Source organism: Paenibacillus sp. XY044, from assembly GCF_002257645.1.
Lineage (GTDB): Bacteria > Bacillota > Bacilli > Paenibacillales > Paenibacillaceae > Paenibacillus_AQ.
The window spans coordinates 179,502-201,006 of record NZ_NQMO01000008.1 but is presented as its reverse complement, the minus strand read 5'-3'; the positions used below and the strand labels follow the sequence as shown (position 1 = coordinate 201,006).

The 21,505-nt window shown below is 53.0% G+C and carries 24 protein-coding genes and 1 other annotated feature; of the genes, 3 read left to right on the top strand and 21 right to left on the bottom strand.

Going from position 1 to position 21,505, the window contains the following annotated elements:
- Positions 1 to 80: 80 nt before the first annotated feature.
- From CJP46_RS27355 to CJP46_RS27330, 6 genes are all read right to left on the bottom strand, one after another.
- Positions 81 to 1,364, bottom strand: coding sequence for a dihydroorotase (locus CJP46_RS27355; protein WP_094598802.1), 1,284 nt, complete (start codon positions 1,362 to 1,364; stop codon positions 81 to 83).
- A 111-nt stretch (positions 1,365 to 1,475) separates the two neighbouring features.
- Positions 1,476 to 2,384: an aspartate carbamoyltransferase catalytic subunit gene (locus CJP46_RS27350; protein WP_094598801.1), complete on the bottom strand. Its 909-nt coding sequence runs from the start codon at positions 2,382 to 2,384 to the stop codon at positions 1,476 to 1,478.
- Between the two features lies 1 nt (position 2,385).
- A complete protein-coding gene (pyrR, locus tag CJP46_RS27345) occupies positions 2,386 to 2,940 on the bottom strand; it encodes a bifunctional pyr operon transcriptional regulator/uracil phosphoribosyltransferase PyrR (protein ID WP_094598800.1) in 555 nt (184 codons plus the stop codon).
- Between the two features lie 393 nt (positions 2,941 to 3,333).
- The gene (locus tag CJP46_RS27340; RefSeq protein ID WP_094598799.1) at positions 3,334 to 3,591 is read right to left on the bottom strand and encodes a twin-arginine translocase TatA/TatE family subunit; all 258 of its coding nucleotides are present in this window, start codon (positions 3,589 to 3,591) and stop codon (positions 3,334 to 3,336) included.
- Positions 3,592 to 3,676: 85 nt separating this feature from the next.
- Positions 3,677 to 4,444, bottom strand: coding sequence for a twin-arginine translocase subunit TatC (gene tatC, locus CJP46_RS27335; protein ID WP_094598798.1), 768 nt, complete (start codon positions 4,442 to 4,444; stop codon positions 3,677 to 3,679).
- Positions 4,445 to 4,531: 87 nt separating this feature from the next.
- Positions 4,532 to 5,218: a helix-turn-helix domain-containing protein gene (locus tag CJP46_RS27330; protein ID WP_094598797.1), complete on the bottom strand. Its 687-nt coding sequence runs from the start codon at positions 5,216 to 5,218 to the stop codon at positions 4,532 to 4,534.
- Between the two features lie 168 nt (positions 5,219 to 5,386).
- On the opposite strand from CJP46_RS27330, the gene ytaF reads away from it, so the two are divergent.
- Positions 5,387 to 5,998: a sporulation membrane protein YtaF gene (ytaF, locus tag CJP46_RS27325; protein WP_094598796.1), complete on the top strand. Its 612-nt coding sequence runs from the start codon at positions 5,387 to 5,389 to the stop codon at positions 5,996 to 5,998.
- A gap of 61 nt (positions 5,999 to 6,059) precedes the next feature.
- Here ytaF and CJP46_RS27320 read toward each other — a convergent pair whose 3' ends face one another.
- From CJP46_RS27320 to lspA, 3 genes are all read right to left on the bottom strand, one after another.
- Positions 6,060 to 7,313 (bottom strand): LL-diaminopimelate aminotransferase, encoded by a 1,254-nt coding sequence (locus CJP46_RS27320; RefSeq protein WP_094598795.1) that lies wholly within the window; start codon positions 7,311 to 7,313, stop codon positions 6,060 to 6,062.
- Between the two features lie 96 nt (positions 7,314 to 7,409).
- A complete protein-coding gene (locus tag CJP46_RS27315; protein WP_373558046.1) occupies positions 7,410 to 8,318 on the bottom strand; it encodes an RluA family pseudouridine synthase in 909 nt (302 codons plus the stop codon).
- 47 nt (positions 8,319 to 8,365) lie between these two features.
- Complete coding sequence (gene lspA, locus CJP46_RS27310) at positions 8,366 to 8,863, bottom strand: signal peptidase II (RefSeq protein ID WP_076170153.1); 498 nt, start codon at positions 8,861 to 8,863, stop codon at positions 8,366 to 8,368.
- Positions 8,864 to 9,095: 232 nt separating this feature from the next.
- Between lspA and CJP46_RS27305 the strand changes: the two genes are divergently transcribed.
- The gene (locus tag CJP46_RS27305; RefSeq protein ID WP_094598793.1) at positions 9,096 to 9,833 is read left to right on the top strand and encodes a TraR/DksA C4-type zinc finger protein; all 738 of its coding nucleotides are present in this window, start codon (positions 9,096 to 9,098) and stop codon (positions 9,831 to 9,833) included.
- Here the strand turns inward: CJP46_RS27305 and CJP46_RS27300 are convergent.
- On the bottom strand, positions 9,830 to 10,141 hold the full coding sequence (locus tag CJP46_RS27300; protein WP_373558045.1) for a DUF5665 domain-containing protein: 312 nt from the start codon (positions 10,139 to 10,141) through the stop codon (positions 9,830 to 9,832). The genes CJP46_RS27305 and CJP46_RS27300 overlap by 4 nt on opposite strands.
- 198 nt (positions 10,142 to 10,339) lie before the next feature.
- Positions 10,340 to 13,432 carry an isoleucine--tRNA ligase gene (gene ileS / locus CJP46_RS27295; protein ID WP_094598948.1) on the bottom strand — a complete coding sequence of 1,031 codons (3,093 nt, stop codon included), beginning with the start codon at positions 13,430 to 13,432 and terminating at the stop codon, positions 10,340 to 10,342.
- A 131-nt stretch (positions 13,433 to 13,563) separates the two neighbouring features.
- On the opposite strand from ileS, the gene CJP46_RS37230 reads away from it, so the two are divergent.
- On the top strand, positions 13,564 to 13,689 hold the full coding sequence (locus tag CJP46_RS37230; RefSeq protein ID WP_256992549.1) for a hypothetical protein: 126 nt from the start codon (positions 13,564 to 13,566) through the stop codon (positions 13,687 to 13,689).
- 334 nt (positions 13,690 to 14,023) lie between these two features.
- Positions 14,024 to 14,319: a binding site (T-box leader), on the bottom strand.
- 94 nt (positions 14,320 to 14,413) lie between these two features.
- Here the strand turns inward: CJP46_RS37230 and CJP46_RS27290 are convergent.
- The 10 genes from CJP46_RS27290 to spoIIGA all read right to left on the bottom strand — a co-directional run bounded on the left by CJP46_RS27290 (position 14,414) and on the right by spoIIGA (position 21,489).
- A complete protein-coding gene (locus CJP46_RS27290) occupies positions 14,414 to 14,905 on the bottom strand; it encodes a DivIVA domain-containing protein (protein WP_076169866.1) in 492 nt (163 codons plus the stop codon).
- A gap of 148 nt (positions 14,906 to 15,053) precedes the next feature.
- Positions 15,054 to 15,836, bottom strand: a complete 783-nt coding sequence (locus CJP46_RS27285; protein WP_094598791.1) for a YlmH family RNA-binding protein — start codon at positions 15,834 to 15,836, stop codon at positions 15,054 to 15,056.
- 9 nt (positions 15,837 to 15,845) lie between these two features.
- Positions 15,846 to 16,118 carry a YggT family protein gene (locus CJP46_RS27280; protein ID WP_076169864.1) on the bottom strand — a complete coding sequence of 91 codons (273 nt, stop codon included), beginning with the start codon at positions 16,116 to 16,118 and terminating at the stop codon, positions 15,846 to 15,848.
- A gap of 7 nt (positions 16,119 to 16,125) precedes the next feature.
- Positions 16,126 to 16,572: a cell division protein SepF gene (locus CJP46_RS27275; RefSeq protein WP_076169863.1), complete on the bottom strand. Its 447-nt coding sequence runs from the start codon at positions 16,570 to 16,572 to the stop codon at positions 16,126 to 16,128.
- Positions 16,572 to 17,264 carry a YggS family pyridoxal phosphate-dependent enzyme gene (locus tag CJP46_RS27270; RefSeq protein ID WP_094598790.1) on the bottom strand — a complete coding sequence of 231 codons (693 nt, stop codon included), beginning with the start codon at positions 17,262 to 17,264 and terminating at the stop codon, positions 16,572 to 16,574. The genes CJP46_RS27275 and CJP46_RS27270 overlap by 1 nt, the downstream gene beginning before the upstream one ends.
- Before the next feature lie 7 nt (positions 17,265 to 17,271).
- Positions 17,272 to 18,129 (bottom strand): peptidoglycan editing factor PgeF, encoded by an 858-nt coding sequence (gene pgeF, locus CJP46_RS27265; protein ID WP_373558044.1) that lies wholly within the window; start codon positions 18,127 to 18,129, stop codon positions 17,272 to 17,274.
- Between the two features lie 87 nt (positions 18,130 to 18,216).
- Complete coding sequence (locus tag CJP46_RS27260; RefSeq protein ID WP_094598946.1) at positions 18,217 to 18,534, bottom strand: YlmC/YmxH family sporulation protein; 318 nt, start codon at positions 18,532 to 18,534, stop codon at positions 18,217 to 18,219.
- Positions 18,535 to 18,794: 260 nt separating this feature from the next.
- Complete coding sequence (gene sigG / locus CJP46_RS27255; RefSeq protein WP_076169861.1) at positions 18,795 to 19,577, bottom strand: RNA polymerase sporulation sigma factor SigG; 783 nt, start codon at positions 19,575 to 19,577, stop codon at positions 18,795 to 18,797.
- 77 nt (positions 19,578 to 19,654) lie between these two features.
- Positions 19,655 to 20,377 (bottom strand): RNA polymerase sporulation sigma factor SigE, encoded by a 723-nt coding sequence (sigE, locus tag CJP46_RS27250; RefSeq protein WP_076169860.1) that lies wholly within the window; start codon positions 20,375 to 20,377, stop codon positions 19,655 to 19,657.
- Positions 20,378 to 20,523: 146 nt separating this feature from the next.
- Entirely contained in the window at positions 20,524 to 21,489 is a 966-nt protein-coding gene (gene spoIIGA, locus CJP46_RS27245) for a sigma-E processing peptidase SpoIIGA (RefSeq protein ID WP_094598789.1), read from the bottom strand.
- Positions 21,490 to 21,505: the final 16 nt, after the last annotated feature.

The window sequence follows — 21,505 nt, the reverse complement described above, 5'->3', positions numbered from 1 at the left end:
TAAAATTTCATTTCTTTAGTTCATTCTATCTATATCTGTTTCTTCTTTTATTAAAGCGATCCGGACCGGCATATCCGGTCTTAGGCTTCAAACACCACTTTGCCGTCCACCCAGGTTTTTACCGGCCAGCCCTTCAGCTTCCACCCGGTAAACGGCGTATTCCGTCCCTTCGAGGCAAACTCTTCCGGATTCACTGCTTTTTCGGTCTCCAGATCAATCATCGCCAGGTCGGCGGGAGCGCCTTCCTCAAGCCGTCCGGTGTTCAAACCGAACACCCGGGCCGGTTCGGAGGTCATTCGCTCGACCAGCATGCCCAGATCCCATTTGCCTGTCGCCACGAATTTGGTATACAAGAGCGGGAAGGCCGTCTCGAAGCCTACGATGCCAAACGGTGCCATTTCCATGCCTTTGGCTTTCTCTTCAGCCGCATGCGGCGCATGGTCGGTCACGATGATGTCGAGCGTTCCGTCCAGCAGCCCATCGATGCAGGCTTCCACGTCCCGCGGCGAGCGCAGCGGCGGATTCATTTTCCAGTTGGCGTCAAGCCCCGGAATGTCTTCATCCGACAGCAGCAGATGGTGCGGGCACACCTCAGCGGTGACATGAATGCCGACTTCTTTGGCCTGGCGGATCAGCCGAACCGACTGCTCCGTGCTGACATGGCACACATGGTAGTGCACGCCCGTCGCTTCCGCCAGCAGGATGTCGCGCCCCACATGAATCGCTTCCGACTCGTTCGGGATGCCGATCAGTCCGTGCTGCTCGGCAAACTTGCCTTCCGTCACGGATCCCCCCTCGACCAGGGAATTCTCTTCACAGTGCGCGATCACCGGCATGTTCAGCTCTTTTGCCCGGTACATGGCGTCTTTCATCATCTTAGCGTTCTGTACGCCGACGCCGTCGTCGGTGAAGCCGACCGCTCCCGCCTCTTTGAGCGCCGCAAAATCCGTCAGCTCCCGTCCGAGCTCCCGCACTGTAATCGCGGCATAAGGCAGCACCTTCACGATTCCAGCCTCACGGGCTTTCTCCAGCACCAGCCGGACCGTGTCCGGATTGTCGGTTACCGGCTTCGTGTTCGGCATGCAGGCGATGGTCGTAAAGCCGCCATTGGCTGCCGAGCGGCTGCCAGTCTCGATCGTTTCCTTATGTTCAAATCCGGGTTCACGCAGATGGACATGCATATCGATCAAGCCCGGCGTAACCAGTTTGCCGGCAGCGTCCGTCACTTCCGCCCCTTCGGGAGCGCTCCAGCCGGCATCCGGTTCCACCAAAGTTTTAATGATGCCGTCCTCGATGACGATATGCTTGCTTACCTGTTTCCCTTGTTCGTTCAGTACGCTTGCGTTCGTTATGATTTGTATCATGAGTACCTCCGGTCGTTGATTGGCACAGTGGCTTCCAATCTATTGTATAATATTAATTCACTTTTGTGTATATTTATTAATAAAATTCGTTCAAGCCTATATAGACCTTGATTATTTCATCGCCCGTTCCATGACAGCCATGCGGATCGGAACGCCGTTGCTCATTTGCGGGAAGATCGCCGACTGTTCGCTCTCGACGACCGCATCGTCGATCTCCACGTTCCGGTTAACCGGAGCAGGGTGCATAATCAATGTATGCTTGGACAATTTGGAAGCCCGCTCCTCCGTCAAACCGTACTGCGCTCTGTATTCCTCCGCCGATTTCAGCATGCCGGTCGCATGGCGCTCAAGCTGAACCCTCAGCATCATGACCACGTCCGAGCGGAGCGCCTCTTCCATCGTAACGAATTTGGCAAACGGCTCAAGCTCCGGTGCCGTCATGTTGTGCGGCGCGCAGAATTTGACTTCGGCCCCGAACTTGCGCAGCGCCCATAGGTCCGACCGGGCCACCCTGCTGTGCAGAATGTCCCCGATGATCGACACCGTCAGGCCCTGAAGGCTGCCGAACCGTTTCTTCATCGTGTACAGGTCGAGCAGCGCCTGCGTCGGATGCTCATTATTACCGTCCCCTGCATTGATGAGCGGAACCGAGATTTTGCTGGACAGCTCCTGCAGCACCCCAGCCGGCTTCAGCCGGATGACACCTGCGTCGATCCCCATCGATTCCAGCGTTCTTACGGTGTCGTATATCGATTCGCCCTTTTCCACGCTTGAGGCTGCCGCCGTAAAGTTGAGCACCTGTGCGCCTAAGCGTTTCTCGGCCATTTCGAAGGAAAAGCGCGTCCGCGTGCTGTTTTCAAAGAACATGTTGGCCACGAACTTGGAGGCCAGAACCGGTACCAGCTTTTCTTGCTGGGCTTCCCAATACGCGGCCCGGTTCAGGATCGATTCGATCTCGTCGCGGCCCAGATCCTTCAGTCCGAGCAAGCTCCGGTCCTTCAGCTGCGTCATCGTCAGCATGTTATTTCTCCTCCCGGTTTTGAATAATCGTCACTTCGTCCTTGCCGTCTGTTTCCGTGAGGGCGACTTCAATTTGCTCGGACCTTGCCGTCGGAACGTTCTTGCCGATATAATCCGGCCGGATCGGCAGCTCCCGGTGTCCCCGGTCCGCCAGTACTGCCAGCTGAATCATCTGCGGCCGTCCGCAGTCCATCAGGGCGTCCATTGCGGCGCGGATCGTCCGGCCCGTATACAGCACGTCGTCGAACAAAATCACTTTTTTATCATGAATATCGAATTTATCCAAGCCGATGTTGGCTTCTGTCAGGGAAGCTTCACTGTCTTTCTGGTCGTCCCGGTACCGGGTGACGTCAACGGCGCCCCATTGAACCGGGGTACCTTCGATTTCGAGAATTTTGCCGGCGATGCGCTGGGCCAGAAATTCTCCCCGGGTTTTGATCCCGATGAACACACAATTTTCAATCCCCTTGTTCCTCTCCAGTATTTCGTGTGCAATCCTTGTCAGTGCACGGCGGATCGCCGTTTCATCCATAATGACATGCACCTCGTTGCTCATGCTCCACACTCCTTCTTCCGTCTTAAAGGGATTTGTTTGCCAGACCCGTGGATTCCCCATAAAATGAGGTTTTGTTGCAATGCCTACTCAGGTACTTTGAGAGAGCAAGATAACAAAAAACTCCTTGCCCGTAGGCAAGGAGTTAGAAGCCATCAGCATTTGCTGATAGACATAGAGATTCTCTGGGCGGCTTGAAGCAGACAGTATGCTGCCGCGAAGTGAACCTCAGTTCACGTTACCTTGCCAGTCTCACGGGACTGATTTAAAGGTGCTTATTCAGATGGAATGAACGGAAGTTACGTTGCTTCAGGATCAATCCATTCAACTACAAAAGATTATGACAGACTGATCGTCTGTTGTCAACCGAGCTTAGCCTTCCCGATCCGTGGAATTTTATTCCGGCAAACGCTGGGATGCGGCAGATTCCGTCCGAACGGCTTGAGGCTGCTGCTCCGGCTCTATCTCAGACACCTGCTCCGGTCTGCGCTTCTGTCGCGGCGAGTCCCCCATAATGTCGCTCATTTCGTTTTTAAATTCCCGCAGCATACGTCCGGCTGACCGGCCCAATCCGGGCAGCTTGTTCGGTCCGAATAACAGCAGCGCAAGCACGGCCAGCAGAATGAATCCCGGCAAACCAATATCGCTTAACATAATGTAGATTGCCCTCCTTTAAACCATTTTATAAACCAGCCGATCCATATGATTTCAGCATATGTAAGTGCCGGGTCGAACCCGCTTATGCTGAACCGTAATTCATCCGATCCTTGGTACCCGCATCCAGCTTTACTTGCTTGCGGTGCACCAGCTTGGACATCAGAACGCTGATTTCGTACAGCAGAATAAACGGCACCGACACCGAAATATGCGAAAAAAACTCAGGCGGAGAAATCATGCATGCGATGAAGACCAGCACCATGTACGAGACCTTGCGCATTTTTCCCAGCAGTCCCGGGTTGATGACACGCAGCCTTGTCAGCAGCATAACGAGCACCGGCAGCTCAAAAGCGAGCGACACCGGAACCACGATATTGGTCAAAAATGTAAAGTACTGCGAAATGCCGTACGTCTCTACCAATCCCAGGTTTTTGGTCATGTTCGTCGTAAAGCGGAACGCCATCGGGAACACGACAAAATAGGCAAACGCAAACCCGACAAGCAGCAGCACGAACGCAGCAGGAACATACTTTAGCGCCGCTCTTTGCTCGCTTTTACGCAGTCCCTTTTTGGCAAATGCCCAAATTTGCAGCATCGTAAAAGGAACCGCTACGACCAGCGACAGGGCGGCGGCAATGTACATATACATGCGTACGCCTTCCCACGGGCTGAACGCGTTCCATTCGACCAGCGAGGCCGGCGGCCTGCCCTTCAAGAAGTGAAGCACGTCTCCCACCACGAACATCGCCGCGATCATTGAAACCAAAAACGCGCCCAAAATCCAAAAAAGGCGCTTGCGCAATTCGCCTAAATGTTCGACATACGAATCCCATTTCCAATGTTTAAACAGAGCTGCTCAACTCCCACTTTGGGCATTTGTTGTCAAATACAATCGCCCTTATTGCTATGTCCACTTTACCATGTTTGGCCGCAAAAATCATGGACTTGTTTCCATTTCCTTCAGCCGTTCCAGTACCAGCCGCACTGCCAGCGCATCGTCTATATACCCAAGCGGAAAACTGTAATCCGGGATAATGTCGGCGGATAATACAAAATAGAGCAGGCCGCTCCCGATCACCGTCTTCATATTGGCGGGAACATCCGGTTCATGATAGCGGGCGTACAAATCATTCAGCTGCTGGATATAAAATCCGGCGCTCTGCAGCTGTTCAAGCTTCTCCGGAAACCGATCGGTAATCAGCTCGCTGCCTTCCCGGGTCTCCGCATATTCTTCGTACTTCGCCAGCTCCTGCCGGACCCGTTCCGTGATGTCCCGCATATCCAGGCCCAGCCTGTCAAACACGCGCAGCAGTTCCTGCTCCATAGTGCCTGCGCTGCCTGTACCTGTATCTGCCTGTTCTGCAACCTTCTGCTGCATACTGCCGTCAATCGGATACCCCGCGGCTGATAACAGTACCTCCATCGGTATGCCCAGGTGGAGTGCGAAATGCTGCAGATGCTCCAGCCGTGCCTGCTGTTTTCCGTTGACAATTCTTGATATCGTTGCGGTATCCATTCCCGTCAACGCGCTAAGGCCGCGCATGGAAAGCGACTGCTGTTTAAGTGCCGCCTTTATGATATTTGCCAATTTCGCATGGGACGCCGGATTCTGCCCTGAGACCATAAGCCTCACTCCCTTCCTGCCTTGAAAATGGATTCGTTTCGCTTAAGTCAACAACGCACACTCGCTGCCGAACCCTTGTTGACAATATCTCAACAAATTGGCCCATCCCCGTCACTTTTTCTCAACAGCCCCATATGATGTATTACCTCAATTAAAGGAGCTGACATCATGGATCTGGCTGTTTGGATTCCGGCGATTTCCATCGCGCTTGCCGCCAATCTCGATAATGCGGGCGTCGGCGTGGCCTATGGTGTAAGAAATATAAAAATACCGGCATTGGCGGGTATCGTCATCGCGTTTATCGGATTTTTGCTGACCTGGATCGGCGGGATCTCCGGAAAAGTGCTGTCCGCCTGGCTGCCGCCCTCCGTGTGCAATATCGTCGGCATGGTCATCCTCGTGACGATCGGAACCTGGGTCATCATTCAGCCGCTGCTGCAGGAGCAATTGGCCCGGCATTCAGACCGGCGGAACTGGCTCACCCGGATCCTGCAAAATCCCGAAACCGCCGACATTAACGCGTCCAAATCGGTCGATTTCAAGGAATCGATCGTGCTCGGCATCGCGCTGTCGGTCAATAACCTGGCGGGCGGCTTCGACGCCGGGATTACCCATATCGGCATTTGGGAAACGTCGATTTTGTCAGGCATCTTCAGCTTTGCCAGCGTGGGCCTCTGCTCTCTCATCGGCCGAAAAATCGCCGGGGAACGCCTAGGCAAAAGCGCCAGCCTCCTTGCCGGCCTTATTCTCATCTTTATCGGACTTCATCAGGTGATATAACGCTGCGGCGAAAAAAAAAGATCCGCCCTGCATGTCAGGGCGGATCTTGCTGTACATTCCATTAAAATTCGAATTCCACGTCGCTCAGGCGGTTTTTAATTTCAGCGATGACACGCTTCTCGTCTTCTTGTCCTTTGGATTCGAAAGTGACGGAGAAACGGACAAAGCTTCCGGCATCATCCCAAGGCACGGTAGAGATCAGCTTCTCACGGATCAAGTATTGGGAGAAGTCCTCGCCGGAATTGAAGCGGACTCCGCCTTTGATGCCCTTAGGCGCTTCCACATAGAGGAAGAAAGAGCCTTTCGGTTTCTCGGCTTGGAAGCCCAGCTCGTTCAGCGCGGCTACCAGCATATCGTGGCGGCGGGAATATTTCTCCGCAATCTTCTCCGTAATTTCCGGATGGGCCAAACCGTAAGCGGCCGCTTTCTGAATAGCGATAAACTGGCCGGAATCGTTGTTGTCCTTCACGTCGCCGAAGGCTTTCACGACGAGCGGGTTACCGGCAACAAAGCCGATCCGCCAGCCGGTCATGTTGTAGGATTTGGACAACGAGTGCAGCTCGACGCCAACGTCCTTCGCGCCTGGAATCGACAGGAAGCTCAGCGGCTTCAATCCGTCATAAGTCAGGGCTGCATAAGGTGCGTCATGTACGACGACGATGTTGTACTTCTTCGCCCATTCCACCACTTCGGTGAAAAACTCGACCGTGGCACTTGCACCCGTCGGGTTATTCGGATAGTTGAGGTAAAGCAGTTTGGCGCGGCGCGCAATGTCTTCCGGAATGCTCTTCAGATCCGGCAGGAAGTTGTTTTCCTTCTTCAGCTCAACAGTGTACACTTCCCCGCCGAGGTATTTCGTGTGGGTTCCCAGAACCGGATAACCCGGCACGGTGATGATGGTCACGTCGCCCGGATTGATGAACACCGACGGAAGCATCGCCAGGGCCGGCTTTGAGCCGATGGAGTGCAGCACTTCCGTCTGCGGGTCGATGCCGTCTACGTTAAAGACTTCCTTCAAGTATTGGGCTGCCGCTTCCTTAAATTCAGGAATCCCGTTATCCGCATAGCCGCGGTTCTCCGGCTTGGCCGCTTCTTCCGCAAGCTTGGCCACAATGCCGGCGTCGGCCATCTCGTCCGGCTCGCCTACGCCAAGGTCGATCAGCTCCACATCCGGGAAGTCCTTTTTGGCTTGGGCTTTGGCCCGCTTAATTTTTTCAAATTTATAGATGGCTGTGTCTTTACCATAATTGGAACCGCCGATCCGGTTCGCAAAGCTGTTCTGAATGTACGTTTGCTGGTAATGTTCGATACTCATGTATTCTATTCATCTCCTACTTCAATTTCTACACCCCTAAATATGAAGGAATCCATGGCAGAATGCCATGGATTAATTATCGTATGATTTGTACTTTCAACGGCTGCGCAGCGATGTCAGCAGGTCTTCCATATCGCCTGGAATGGGCGCTGAGAACTCCATGTATTCGCCGCTTGCCGGATGGATGAACCCCAGCACGCCGGCGTGCAGTGCCTGTCCGTTCATTTTGATGCCTTTGCTTCGGCCATATACCGGATCCCCCACAAGCGGGTGGCCGATAAACTTCATGTGCACCCGGATTTGGTGAGTCCGCCCGGTTTCGAGTTGAAGCTCCAGCAAGGTGTAATCGCCAAAGCGCTCCTTGACCGTAAAATGGGTAACGGCGTGCTTGCTGTTCCTCTCCGTCACGGTGTACATTTTGCGATCGACCGCATCGCGCCCGATGGGAGCGTCTATCGTTCCTTGATCATGGCTGACATTGCCGTGGACAAGGGCATAATAACGCCGGTTCACGCTGTGGGCTTTCAGTTGGGCGGCCAATGAGGCGTGGGCCATATCGTTCTTTGCGGCCATGATCAAGCCGGATGTGTCCTTATCGATCCGGTGAACGATACCCGGACGCAGCTCCCCGTTAATGCCGGACAAATCCTTACAGTGATACATCAGCGCATTAACCAACGTTCCCGAGGCGTGCCCAGGAGCCGGATGAACGACCAATCCACGCGGTTTGTTCACCACGATGACATCCTTGTCCTCGAAGGCGACATTCAGAGGAATATCCTCCGGGGCGATCTCGACGACGGCCGGTTCCGGGACGGTCACTTCCAGGCGGTCGCCTGCCGACAGCTTATAGTTGGCTTTGACCGGTTGACCGTTCACAAGTACATGGCCTGCGCCAATCCAGAGCTGGACCTGGGATCGGGAAATTTCCTCTTCCCACGATTCCGTAATATATTTATCGATGCGTTCTTTGGCATGGACAGGATCTACGATCCATTCCCTGATATCCGCACTCTCCGGGTACTCCCCCGCTCCGGATGTTTGTTCTTCGATCAAACCGGTTCATTCCCTTCATTGCTCTTGTTGTTCGATTCGGTTCGGTTCATATCCATCAGCGAATCCAGTATAATGAGCGCCACCCCGATTACGATGCAGGAGTCGGCCACATTAAAAATCGGAAACGTATAGCTGCCGAAATTGAATTGTAAAAAGTCCACCACTTCGCCGTTCAGCGCCCGGTCGAGAAAGTTGCCGATCGCCCCTCCGAGGACGAGGCTCAGCGCTACCGGGAGCAGCTTGCGAGAAGACGATTTTCTTACCCGGTTCATATACCAGATAATCGCAACGACCACGACGATGGTTATGACGATAAAAAACCAGCGCTGGTTGGGAAGAATACCGAAGGCTGCACCCGTGTTCCGATGGGAGGTAATCAGAAAAAAGTTGCCAATCACCGGAATTTCCTCTGCCAATTCCAATCGGGTGGCAATTAAATACTTGGCGCCCTGATCCACCAAAAACACGATTAAAGCGATTAAGTAGTACACCACAGCCATTTGTCACTCCGTTCTTATTCATTAGGCCTGTCCGCGCGACCCGCGTACAGCCTTTCACGTCATGTAAAGACTTGTTTATTGTAGCATAGGGCGCCGGAAACCGTCCATAAACGGGGAATGGCGAAAACAATTTCCTTCTGTAAAACAGGCTTATTCCGCACATTCTAGATATGAAAAGAAATCGTCTTTATCGTTTTGTTGATCCAAAGCGGAAAGGGGCTTGATCATGCAGCATCTCACACAATCACAGCTGGATCATTTGCACAATATGCTCAAGGAACAGCAGGAATCCATCCGCCGAAAGGATGACAGCAACGAGCATTACGGCCTGGAAGATTCCATGCGCGACCAGACCGGCGAGCTGTCGAACATCGACAACCATCCCGGCGATGTGGCTACCGAGCTTTACTCCAGGGAAGTCGATTTAACGCTGCAGGACCATGACGATCATCACATGGACCGCATTGAAATGGCGCTGGACCGATTCCAGCAGGGAACCTATGGCATCTGCGAGGAATGTGGGAAGCCGATCCCGTACGAGCGGCTGGAAGCCGTTCCGACGACGTCCTTTTGCAAAGAGCATTCGCCCAAGCAGCATGTTTCGGATTACCGCCCGGTCGAAGAGGAATTTCTGTTGCCTCCTTTTGGCCGGACGAGCTTGGACGAACGCGATGACCAGAACGGTTTCGATGGCGAGGACGCATGGCAGATCGTTGAAAATTTTGGTACTTCCACCAGCCCGGCCTTTGCCGAGGACCGGGAAGTCCACAGCTACAACGAGCTCGAAATCGAAGCTTCCGACGAGTTGGAGGGCTGCGTAGAGCCATATGAAGCTTTTGTCGCCACCGACATTTACGGGAATCAGATCGAGTTTGTACGCAACCAGGAGTACCGGAAGTATATGGACCATGGCGAAGGCGTCAGCATGGACCAACTCGGCGAAGAGGACGAAGGGTTCATTTAATACGTCTTCAGCTCAAGCTGGCGCTGGACGATCCGGACGATATCGGCAATATAATCTCCGATAATCGGAAGATTGAGTGCTCCCAGCACCTGCAGCACATAAATAATCGTTGCGGCAAAAAAGGTGAACCCGATGGCGACCCCAACGCCGCGCGCCGCACCGGACAGCAGGTTCAACAAAATCAACCGGATGGGTCTGTGCAGAAGCTGTGTATATTCCGCTATCCGGGCCTGCTCCAATTCCTCGGCAATCCGCACAGTCAAGCGGTACACGACGTTCAGCTTCTCCTCTTCCGATTCGGGAAGCATGCTCTTCTTATTCGCCATCTCTGCAATCTCCTCTCGGATCAGCGCGGTATCCATAAGTTCCAATGAACAACAAACGAGCCGAAGCCGGCGCGAAAATGGTCTTCCATTTTCGCACGGGCCAGAAGGCTCGTTTGTTCGTTTGTTGTGCTATTATGTGCCAAAGCAGCGACTGCCATTCAATGGCGATGAAAAGGCAGGTTATCCGGTGATGCGGATGCCCAGCGTTTTGCCGGCGAGATCAACGCGCTCCATGTCGGCTTCACTGTCGAACCCAAGCTCGTTTACCAGCACGTTTTCCCGGAGTACATGCTCAAACGCCCGGATGGCTGCCGTCAATTCCTCATCTGCATCAAGAACCAGCGTGACGCGTTTTTCGATCGGCAGGTCAAGCTTCTTGCGGTAGTCCTGAACGGCACGCACCACTTCGCGGACCCAGCCTTCCTGTTCCAGTTCAGGCGTGATTTCCGTATTGAGGGCGACGGTGATGCCATAGCCCGATGCCGATGCGAATCCGGATTTGGCCTGCTTCTCGACGAGCAGTTCTTCTGCAGTAACCTGCAGCTCTTCCCCATCCGGCGATGTGACGTTCAGGCTGCCGGTATTGACGACGTTCCGGGTATCTTCCGGACTCATTGCTTTCAGGAAGCCCTGCAGGAACCCAATATTTTTACCGTATTTCTTGCCGGCGACCTTCAGGTTCATCTTCAGCGTAAAGTCGACGAATCCGCTGTCGCTCGTCTCTACGACGATGTTCTTCACATTGATTTCTTCCTTGATGATATCCTCGTAACCGGCCACATCAAAATCACGGTCTAGAGACACAATCAGCTCGGACAAAGGCTGGCGGGTTTTGATTCCCGTTTCGTTCCGCACGTTGCGGGCGAGCTCGACGACCTGGCGGGCGGTTTCCATATCTTCCTCAAGCGCCTTATCGATCAGAGCTTCATCGGCAGCCGGATAATCGGTCAGATGAACGCTTTCTCCGCCGGTCAGGTTCGTGTAGATATCCTCCGATAGCAGCGGCGTATACGGCGCCATCAGTTGGGCCAGCGTAACCAGCACGTGTGTAAGCGTGCCGTAAGCGGCCAGTTTGTCTTCTCCAAGTCCGCTGCCCCAGAAGCGGTCGCGCGAACGGCGGATGTACCAGTTGCTCAGCTCGTCGACGAATCCTTCGATGGCCTTGGCCGAGTTCAGGAAGTCGTTGCTTTCCAGCGCTTTGTCCACCAGCAGGATCAGGCTGTTCAGGCGGGACAGGATCCAGCGGTCCAGCTTGTTTTCCGATGGCTGGTACGGATGCTCGGCCGGGTTGTATCCGTCGATGTTCGCATACAGCGTCAGGAACGCATGCGTATTGACCAGCGTGTCGATCACTTTGGATTTGGCTTCGCCGACAATGCCTTTGGAGAAGCGTTTGCTGTTCCAAGGCGCGCTGTCCGAAAGAAGCGCCCAGCGGAACGCGTCGGTGCCGTATTCGTTGATGATATCCCAAGGGTCGATGACGTTGCCTTTGGATTTAGACATTTTCTGGCCGTTTTCGTCCAGGATATGTCCCGTGGCGATGACCGATTTGTAAGGCGCAACGCCTTTAAACAGGGTCGATACGGCCAGCAAGCTGTAGAACCAGCCGCGGGTCTGGTCGATCCCTTCGCAGATCATGTCCGCAGGGAACTGCTCTTCGAAAGTTTCCACGTTCTCAAACGGATAGTGATGCTGCGCGAACGGCATCGAGCCGCTGTCGAACCAGACGTCGATCACTTCAGACGTCCGCTCCATTACACCGCCTTCGCAGTGCGGACAGCGCACTTTGACTTCATCGACGTAAGGCTTATGCAGCTCCAGATCGTCGCTGATTTCGCCGACCGCCTGCGCCTTCAGCTCCGCAAAGCTGTGCGGCGAAAATTCTCCCTTACAGGAATCGCAGACCCAAACGTTCAGCGGCGTTCCCCAATAGCGGTTACGGCTGATATTCCAGTCCACCAGCTCTTCCAGGAACTTGCCGAAGCGTCCGTCGCGGACATGTCCCGGATACCAGGTAACGCCATTGTTGTTGGCGATCAGCTGATCCTTGACAGCTGTCGTTTCGATAAACCAGCTCTCCATTGCATAATAGAGAAGCGGAGACTTACAGCGCCAGCAGAACGGATAACTGTGCTCATATTTTTCCTTGCTGTACAGCGTTCCTTTTTCCGACAGCATCTTCACGATGTCCAGATCGCAATCTTTTACGAAGCGTCCGGCGAAGTCGGTAACCTCATCGGTGTAGCGTCCCTGGGCGTTCACCACGCTCACAAAGCTAATGCCGTTTTCCCGGCAGGTTTTGTAGTCGTCTTCCCCGTGGGCTGGCGCCATGTGCACGATCCCCGTACCGCTCGAATCGGTGACAAAGGATGCGCCGACGATGATGTTGCCTTTTTCCGGCTTGAAGTAAGTAAACGGCGGCGTGTAGCTCTGTCCGACAAATTCGGAACCTTTGTGCGTGGACAAAACCGTATAGTCGCCTTTCATCACGTCTTCAACCAGGTTTTTGGCGACGATGTAGACGCCGTCTTCCTGCTGGACGCGGGCATATTCCATATCCGGATTCATGGCCAGCGCCACGTGGGACGGGAGCGTCCAAGGCGTGGTCGTCCAAGCCAATACGTAATCGCCGCTGTCATGCAGTTTGAATTTGGCCGTGGCGCTCAAATCCTTGACGTCCTCGTAGCCCTGCGCCACTTCGTGGGAGCTGAGCGTCGTCTGGCAGCAAGGGCAGTACGGGCTGACGCGGTGTCCGCGGTACAGTAGCCCTTTGCCGTGAATCGTGGACAGGATGTTCCACACGCTTTCGATGTAGTTGTTCTCCAGCGTGATATACGGATGATCCAGATCCGTCCAGTACCCGATCGCTTCGGTCAGCTCTCTCCACTGCTTCTCATATTCAAACACGCTGTCCTTACATTTCTTCACAAACTCTTCTATGCCGTATTTCTCGATATCCTGCTTGCCGGAAATACCGAGCTGCTTCTCCACGCCGAGCTCCACCGGCAGACCGTGGGTGTCCCAGCCGGCTTTGCGCACGACACGGTAGCCCTTCATCGTTTTGTAACGCGGCACAAAATCCTTGATGACCCGTCCCAGCACGTGCCCGATATGCGGAGCCCCGTTAGCTGTCGGCGGTCCTTCGAAGAAAACGAAGTTCGGCTTGCCCGAACGGTTATCGATGGATTTCTTGAAGGTGCCTTCTTCATTCCATTTTTTTAGGATGCGCTGATCTCTCGTGCGCGCTTTTTCTTTGACATCGACCTTATGCATGATTATCCAACCTTTCGTAATCTTTAAAAGATTTCCCATCTCCCTAAATCCCAGAACCTTCCCATCTCCCTAAATCCCTCTTCGTAAGAGGGACCCCGAGGGCCCCGCCCTCTGGACACCCGGAAACCTCCGTGGCGCATCATTTGGAGCGGGCTTATTTCTGCTTGAGCGTATCCACGCTTGCCGCCCTTCTTCCTTTGCTCCGCAAAGTGAAGATGGGCACGCTTGACGTTGGTGTTACCTTGCTGCGGGCTTAATTAGATATTCTACATACTTCCCATCATTCCCAGTCCACAAATGCCCCTATCGCCAAATTGTCCTCACAATCCCTGCACACAGCCTGCGCATGTGCCCCGGGGTCGAGCGGGTGCGAAGCCTCGTAAGACCCGTCTCGCATGAGAGGTTCCGAAGGCGGTCCCCCAAAGGGGCAGACGGAGAAGAACCGGGCATCTCGCCCACCATCGCATCAAAACTCCAAACTAGCTCCGTCCTCGGAGACTTTCGGGTGTCCAGAGGGTAGAACCCTCTGGGGTCCCCCTTAGGATAAGGGGGATTTAGGGGGATCCGAAAAAAACAAATAAGCCTCATCCCCAAAGGGACGAGGCTTCTGCTCGCGTGACCACCCTAATTCCATTCTTTCAAAAATCGTCCTTGAACCGCAAGGTGCAAGCACATTCCTCAAAGAATGACTCCTCAGTCCATGCCAAGCTTCCGGCATGGAGCCGATATAACGTTCGGCGGCCCGGTTCGGCTTACACACGCAAACTTGCGTTTCAGCCTCACTTCTCAGGGAGGATCTTCGGCTTCGGTCTGAACATTGGCTTTCAGCAAACGCCAACTCTCTGGGGAACAAATCCCAAGCTTACTTATCCCGTCATCGAATTCATATTTCGTATCAGGTCTAGAACCCAACCAATTGCAAAAAACCGATATGAATATATTTATATTCCTTTTTCACGCAAAAGTCAACCAAGCAGAAGCCTAGTATACTTCGTTCGCTTCGCGTGTCTCCCGGGTTTCCAGCGCTTCCCATCCATCCTGGCTGAGCAGCTCGAGCTGGGCTTCCACCAGCGTCCGGAAACGGGTACGGTAAATCGAGGCTTGTTTCTTCAGCTCTTCGACTTCCATGGCGATCTTGCGGGCCTTGGACAAGGATTCATTAATGATGCGGTCAGCATTCTTCTCCGATTCCTTGATGATGAGCTGAGCTTCCTTCTTCGCATTGTTCTTCACTTCATCCGCAGCTTCCTGCGCAACAATGATCGTCTTGGACAGCGTCTCCTCGATGTTCACGAAATGATCGAGTCTTTCCTGCAATGAGGCCAGCTGACCCTGAAGTTCCTTGTTCTCACGGATCACGCTCTCGTAATCCTTAATGACTTGGTCGAGAAACTCGTTCACTTCATCTTCGTCGTAACCCCGGATTCGGCGGGCAAACTCCTTGTTATGTATATCCAGTGGTGTTAATGGCATTGATGCGCACCTCCTAAAATGTACAGGTTTCCCTGTCAACGAGCGGTCCTGATGGGCCTCACCCAAATGTATCGGTCAAAAGTTACGATATCTTTAATATTCTTGGATAAATCATTTCGACAGGAAAAGGACAATTCCTGCTGTAGGTCTACACAAATTTCCCTATTTTTACGCGCTGGCGTCCTTTTTTCGTCATCGTACCCGCCTCGATCACTTTAAACCGCCCGAACCCCTGCACCGAGACGAGGTCCCCTTCTTTCAACAGATAGGAAGGATCCTCGACCACTTTCCAGTTGACGCGGCACCGGCCGGCCCGGATAGGGAGCACCACTTTGGTCCGGCTGATGCGGTAGGCATCTGAAGCAATACCATCCAAACGCAAAGAAGCGACCGTAAAATCCTGCAGCTCCAGCTCTACCTGGCTTGTCCGCAGTTGTTCGATCGGCAAAATTTCGCGCAGCACGTGGATCCGGTGCACCTGTGTTAAGTTCATGTCGAGAAACGTACTGATCTCTTCGCAAACCACGGTATGGCATCCATCCTCAAGCACATGGATATCTCCGATTTTGCTTCGTTTTACACCGAGTCCCAGAATGGAGCCCATGTAATCGCCATGCTCCAGCGACAAAAATTTTTGATCCCCGGAGTAGATGCTGAGCACCTTGAGTCCCATGTCCTCTTGGCTTAAATCCCGGTAATCGGGAGCCACCAGCGCCCGGCAGCGCTCCGCTCCCTCATATCCGCCGTCCAGGCGCACCTGAACGTCGGGATGGCGGTTCACCAGCGACTGCAAAATAAAAGCCTGCCGCGGGTCCAAAAAATCGGTAAGCTTGACTTCGTGATATTCCCCGGCGTGAACGACCCATTCCCATGCCCGATCCACAAACTCGCGTTCATCCGGGTGAAAGTGTTCATAGATGTCCATTTTCATCTCAGTCACCTAAAACAATAGTGAAAAAATAATGAACCGCAATCCCTGCATAGCGAACTGGAGCACGAACAGAGCGACGATCGGGGAAATATCCAGCATGCCGAAAATCGGCGGGATAATTTTGCGGAAAGGGGACAGGTATGGCTCCACGAGCTTGCCAAGCAGCTCGCCGATAAAGCTCTCACGAATGTTCGGAAGCCATGACATAAGAACATAGATGATGATCATGTAGAAGTAGATGTTAAAGAGCAGCGTTAAAATCGTATCAATGTTTTGGGCCAAACTTGGCTCACCTCATTCTGTTGTAATCATGTTCCTCGGATAACAACTCCGAAATGGCACCCTGAATCTCGACCGTATCAGGTGTGCACAAAAAGATGTTATGGCCGATCTTGGAAATACCGCCGTTTAGGGCATAAACCGTCCCACTGAGAAAATCGATAATGCGGAGCGCCTGGTCCGAACGGACCCGCTGCAGATTGACAACCACCGTGCGGTGCGCGCGCAGATGGTCGGCAATGGCCTGAGCTTCGTCATACGAATGCGGCTCATGCAAAATGACTTTTACATTTTTCTGGGAGTGAATGCTGACCACATTGTTGGTTCTAGTATTTCTACGTGTTTCAATGCTCGGGGTTTCAACTTCTTCTTCCTCCACCGGCAGCTGCTCTCGTTCTACGACTTCCTCCTGCTCTTGTAATCCCAAAAAAGACATAAACTTGTTCATCACGCTCATCATTCCCCTTCCTGTTTACCTACTAGAATCGAGCCCAAACGAATCCAGGTGGCTCCTTCTTCAATGGCCACTTCGAAATCGTTGGACATTCCCATGGAAAGATCGATTAATGGCTCTCGCGTAATTGCCTGCCGGTTTATGTCGTCTCTCAGCTCCCGAAGCCCGCGAAAGACGGGCCGGGTATCCTCCGCATCCCCTTCAAAGGGGGCCATGGTCATCAAGCCGGCGACCTTGATATGAGGAAATTGATGAAGTTCTTTCAAAAAAGGGACGGCCTGCTCCGGTTTCAAACCGTATTTGGTATCTTCTCCAGAAATGTTAACCTGAACAAAGGTTTTAATTTCCAGATTACGGGCTGACGCCACCTTCTCAAGCTCTTTGGCTAATGATAGCCGGTCCAGCGAATGTATATATTCGAATTTGCCTGCCACGTCTTTGACTTTGTTGGTCTGCAGATGTCCAATAAAATGCCAGATTCCACGGGAACCAAGCGCATTCCATTTCTCCTCGGCGTTCTGCCAGCGATTTTCGCCGATATGTGTCAAACCGCTGTCCAGCACTCTTCCCGTCATGGCTGTCGACACGTATTTGGTGACAGCAATCACATTGACGTCTTCCGTGGATCTACCGCTGCGAAGGCAGGCTTCCTCGATGCGCATGTTGACTTCTCTAATCCGTTCTTCCAATGTCAAGGAAGATTCACCCCTTCTCTAAAAGCCCGATCCAACTCGCCATGCGTCCTGTCGTTCCGCCGTCTTTTCTGTAGGAAAAGAACAAATCGTTGCGACAGCTCGTACACCATGATGTACATTCGATATGAGTCGGCAATATTCCTGCTTTCATCATAATCTGTCGATTTAATTCTTTCAAGTTCAGCATGGATTTGCCTTCAGGTTTGGCGATGTAAAAATCGGCAGGGGAGTACTGTTCATTACCCAGGAAATTCCTGGCCAAATCGTGCACTTGACTCATCACTTTGTCATCTACCTCGTAACAGCAGGAGCCTATAGACGGACCGATCGCGGCGCGTATCTCCTCAGGCTGGCTGCCATATACCTCCCCCATCTTCTCCACCATGGCCGAGGCAATCCGGGCCACGGTCCCTTTCCAGCCGGCATGAGCCAGTCCGACAGCCTGATGGACAGGATCGTAAAAATAAAGCGGCACGCAGTCCGCATAAAACGACGTCAACAGTACCCCAGGCACGTTCGTCAGAAGCCCGTCCGTATCCTGGAATCCCGATTCCCTGTTCCGACTGCCCCGTCCGCGGCCCTCGGCCGTTACCACTGCGATGTCCGCCCGGTGGACTTGTTCCCCGCACGTCCAGTCATCCAGTGTAAAACCCAGCTCTTCCGCGACCATCAAGCGGTTGGACACCACCGTCTCCGGCCGGTCGCCCACATGAAAGGCGGTGTTAAGCGTATCGTAAGGCGCGCTTCCCGCGCCGCCATGCCGTCCGGTAAATCCGGCGCTGATGCCGTTCCATTCACGAACCCACGGCTCCAGCATAAATAACGAGGGGCGCGAATCGCCCTCTTTTAACTTGAACGGTTCCAATTTCAATCACCTCAACCTCCAGTGTACCACATGGACACGGCTTGCATAAAACCCAAATGGGGTCTTTGACAAGGATGGCCCCTTCCCTTATATATCGCGGTAGCCGCGGCGGTCGGCCTGCTCCGTTCTTTCTCTGTAGGCAGCGGAATCCTTCTCGTCCTGGAGCGTTCGCAGTTCCTCCATCTTGACGAGGACTACATCCGATCCGATTTTGACAATGTTGCTCCATGGAATGATCAGGTCGCTGCCGCCCCCGAACAGCCCCCTGAATTTACTGTAGCTTGGAACGACGATCGCTTCGATCCGGCCCTGGCGAAGGTCGAGCTCCAGATCGCTGATTTGCCCCAGCCTTTTGCCGTCCACGATATTAATGACATCCTTTGTTTGAAAATCGGATATCTTCATGTTCCTATCCACCGCCCAACGTTCTGGATTCACGTGTTCCTCTCCTTTAGCAGTCTATTCATCAGACTCGTTCAATATATATGATTAATATATGCCGGCGCCGGGCAAAATGCCCATGTTTTGAAGCGAAATCCCCACGCAAAGTCAGCCTTATCATGATGATTTGGAAGTACTTTGGAGGTGGGCGGCATTTCAAATCCAAAACCAGACAAAAAAAAGACGGCCCGTAACGCCGGACCGTCTTGCTTCACTTCATCTATTCACGATTTCACGTGCTTTTGCATTTGCTGGATAGCCGATTTTTCAAGACGTGATACTTGGGCTTGGGAAATGCCGATTTCGTCGGCGACTTCCATTTGGGTTTTGCCTTCGAAGAAACGCATCGACAAAATCATTTTCTCTCGCTGTCCCAGTCTTTGCATCGCTTCACGCAGCGCGATCTCCTCAATCCAGGAGACGTCCTTGTTCTTGTCGTCGCTGATCTGGTCCATCACGTAAATCGGGTCGCCGCCGTCATGATAGATCGGCTCGAACAGGGACACCGGGTCCTGGATGGCATCCAGCGCGAAGACGACGTCCTCTTTGGGGACGTTCAGCACTTCCGAAATTTCGAAAATCGTCGGTTCCCTTGAGTTTTGATTCGTTAAGGAATCACGAACCTGCAGCGCTTTGTACGCAATATCCCGCAGCGACCGGGATACGCGGATCGGGTTGTTGTCCCGCAGATACCTGCGAATCTCCCCGATGATCATTGGCACCGCATAGGTTGAGAATTTCACATTTTGTGACAAATCAAAATTATCAATGGCCTTCATTAGTCCGATACAGCCCACCTGAAACAAATCGTCGACAAACTCCCCCCGATTGTTGAATCGCTGGATGACGCTGAGCACCAGTCTCAGGTTGCCGTTCACCAGCTTTTCTCTGGCTGTACGTTCGTTGTTTTGCTGTAAGTCATGGAACAGCTCCCGCATTTCCACATTGGTCAGCACGGGCAGCTTCGAAGTATCCACACCGCAGATTTCGACTTTGTTTCGGGTCATGATGATATACCTCCCAAGGAGAAACTAATGTACATTATCTCCCTGGTGGGTCATTTTATTCCTGATAAAAATTTTGCCTAAACCATTTTGTTGAACTCTTTGCGCAGCCGCTTGATGATACGCTTTTCAAGTCTGGAAATGTAGGATTGGGAAATGCCGAGCATATCCGCCACATCCTTTTGCGTCTTTTCCTCGCCGTCTTGAAGACCAAAGCGCAGCTCCATAATGGTTCTTTCCCGGTCTGTCAGCTTGTCGAGCGCCTTGTGCAGAAGCTTGCGGTCGACTTGCTCTTCAATGTTCCGGTATATCGTATCATTCTCGGTTCCGAGCACATCGGAAAGCAGCAGCTCGTTCCCATCCCAGTCGATATTGAGCGGTTCGTCAAAGGAGACCTCGCTCCGTATTTTGCTGTTCCGCCGCAGATACATCAAAATTTCGTTCTCGATACAGCGGGAGGCATACGTGGCCAGCTTAATTTTTTTCTCTGGGTCAAACGTGTTGACCGCCTTGATCAGACCGATCGCCCCGATGGACACCAGGTCTTCGATGTTGATGCCCGTGTTCTCGAACTTGCGTGCGATGTACACGACGAGGCGCAAATTGCGCTCGATCAGCATCGCCCGTATAGCCGCATCTCCGGTGGACAGCCGCTGAAGCAAATATTCTTCCTCTTCGCGTGTCAGGGGAGGAGGGAGAGCCTCGCTGCCGCCTATGTAATAGATTTCTTCGCTTTTGAGTCCCAAGAGAAACAGGAATCTGTAATACTGCAGCTGCGCCACCAATCTCCATTTCACACGCATAATTGATCCTCCTATACGTTTTCCAAAGGAAAACGATCTTCGTAAGCATAGGCTTTAGTTTTCCGAAGGAAAACGATCTTCGTAAGCATAAGCTTTAGTCTTCCGCAGGAAAACGATCTTCGTAAACTTCGGATGTTTCCCTGTGGTCAAAGGTTACCCGCCGTTTCCAATGGCTCCGCATTGGGATTCTGGGCATCATTCTCAACCAGCTTCGGATGAATAATGGTCCGGTATGAACGGTCGCCAGACAGCTGTCCGCCGTCCAGGCCGATGAGCACCTTTCTGGAATGATAGACGCCGTCGCCGATTCGGATCTCCACCGCGTCGGGCTTGATCGCCAGCATGAACGAGGCGCTCCGGTTTACCCCCCGGTAGGGGACGAGACGAAGCCGGTCCTGCCACGCATAATCTTTGGTCTCCAGCTCCATCACCAGTTTGTCCGGTTCTCCATCGGCCAGCCTTTCGCTCCATCCCGGAGGCAGACGGTCCTCCCATAGGGAAGCTTCCATGACCATCACCGGCGTCCTCGTCAGCGGATCGCTCAGCTGATTGCCCGTATCCAGCAGTCCCCTGCAGGTTACCCGGTGGCCGCCGATCTCGACGGTAACCTCGCCCATAAATACAGAACGGCTTTCCAGCTGCTTCCGGGTCGAGTGAACCATTTTGAACCACAACAGCATGCCAAACACCCCAATGAAGGTAAACCAGAACCCGATCTTCAGCTCAAACGACATGCCGCCGGAAGCCGTGAACCAAATCCCGTTAAAAATCTCTCCCGAATTTTGCAGCAAATAATGTATTCCGATGATCCCCCCGGCCGCCGCAAAATTGATAATATAAAAGGCCCCCATATTCCGGATATAGTTTTGAAGACTTCCAAATCCGAAAGTTATCCATAACATCAGCAGGGATAAACCCAGCTTGACCATAAAGGTATACATAAACGAGAGCTGCGGCACAAACATCATGACGACGTACAGGGCACCGATCACTGCCGCCACAATCAATCTCCACCACGGGGGTTTCAGCTTCCGCATCCAGGCCGTAAGCCAGAGCAGCGCACCGTCGATCAGCAGATTCGTGATGAATATCAAATCAATATACACAACCAGTGCTTATCACCTGCCT

Coding starts and splice junctions, on each gene's coding strand:
- CJP46_RS27355 (WP_094598802.1), bottom strand. CDS start 1,364: ATGATACAAATCATAACGAACGCAAGCGTACTGAACGAACAAGGGAAA.
- CJP46_RS27350 (WP_094598801.1), bottom strand. CDS start 2,384: ATGCTGACGATGACGCAGCTGAAGGACCGGAGCTTGCTCGGACTGAAG.
- pyrR (WP_094598800.1), bottom strand. CDS start 2,940: ATGAGCAACGAGGTGCATGTCATTATGGATGAAACGGCGATCCGCCGT.
- CJP46_RS27340 (WP_094598799.1), bottom strand. CDS start 3,591: ATGTTAAGCGATATTGGTTTGCCGGGATTCATTCTGCTGGCCGTGCTT.
- CJP46_RS27330 (WP_094598797.1), bottom strand. CDS start 5,218: ATGGTCTCAGGGCAGAATCCGGCGTCCCATGCGAAATTGGCAAATATC.
- ytaF (WP_094598796.1), top strand. CDS start 5,387: ATGGATCTGGCTGTTTGGATTCCGGCGATTTCCATCGCGCTTGCCGCC.
- CJP46_RS27320 (WP_094598795.1), bottom strand. CDS start 7,313: ATGAGTATCGAACATTACCAGCAAACGTACATTCAGAACAGCTTTGCG.
- CJP46_RS27305 (WP_094598793.1), top strand. CDS start 9,096: ATGCAGCATCTCACACAATCACAGCTGGATCATTTGCACAATATGCTC.
- CJP46_RS27300 (WP_373558045.1), bottom strand. CDS start 10,141: ATGCTTCCCGAATCGGAAGAGGAGAAGCTGAACGTCGTGTACCGCTTG.
- ileS (WP_094598948.1), bottom strand. CDS start 13,432: ATGCATAAGGTCGATGTCAAAGAAAAAGCGCGCACGAGAGATCAGCGC.
- CJP46_RS27290 (WP_076169866.1), bottom strand. CDS start 14,905: ATGCCATTAACACCACTGGATATACATAACAAGGAGTTTGCCCGCCGA.
- CJP46_RS27285 (WP_094598791.1), bottom strand. CDS start 15,836: ATGAAAATGGACATCTATGAACACTTTCACCCGGATGAACGCGAGTTT.
- CJP46_RS27275 (WP_076169863.1), bottom strand. CDS start 16,572: ATGAGCGTGATGAACAAGTTTATGTCTTTTTTGGGATTACAAGAGCAG.
- CJP46_RS27260 (WP_094598946.1), bottom strand. CDS start 18,534: ATGAAGATATCCGATTTTCAAACAAAGGATGTCATTAATATCGTGGAC.
- sigG (WP_076169861.1), bottom strand. CDS start 19,577: ATGACCCGAAACAAAGTCGAAATCTGCGGTGTGGATACTTCGAAGCTG.
- sigE (WP_076169860.1), bottom strand. CDS start 20,377: ATGCGTGTGAAATGGAGATTGGTGGCGCAGCTGCAGTATTACAGATTC.